This is a genomic window from Vibrio genomosp. F10 str. 9ZD137, assembly GCF_049974785.1.
Taxonomy (GTDB): Bacteria; Pseudomonadota; Gammaproteobacteria; order Enterobacterales; family Vibrionaceae; genus Vibrio.
The window spans coordinates 1-460 of record NZ_JBNGCJ010000155.1 but is presented as its reverse complement, the minus strand read 5'-3'; the positions used below and the strand labels follow the sequence as shown (position 1 = coordinate 460).

The 460-nt window shown below is 48.3% G+C and carries 1 protein-coding gene; it reads right to left on the bottom strand.

Translation table 11 applies throughout. From position 1 onward, the window contains the following. Window positions 1-460 (bottom strand): fructose-specific PTS transporter subunit EIIC (locus ACP45E_RS01965; RefSeq protein WP_241824247.1); only part of this gene is annotated, 460 nt, incomplete at both ends.

Sequence of the window (460 nt, the reverse complement as noted above, 5' to 3'; positions counted from 1 at the left end):
ATCATCACAAGACCGGTAAACAAACTCGCCACAAATGGGATAATCAGTATCGGTTTCAACGCTTCCATGGATTGAGGAAGCGAGACTTTGTCAGCGATGAGTTTCGCGGAATAACCAGCAATAAAACCCGCAGCAATACCACCAAGAAAACCGGCACCGGTTGAACTGGCCAACATACCGCCAATCAAACCAGGAGCAAGACCCGGACGATCAGCAATTGAAAAAGCAATGAACCCAGCGAGTACTGGAATCATCAAAGCAAAGGCAGAGCCACCACCAATAGTCATCAATGCCGCGGCTAATGTCCCCTCTTCTTTAAAGGCTTCAATACCAAAAACAAACGAAAGCGCGATGATCAAACCACCCGCCACCACGACAGGTAGCATGTGAGATACCCCAGTCATAAGATGCTTATAAGCGCCTTTTTTCTCTTCACCGGCGGTTGACGGATTAGCACCAC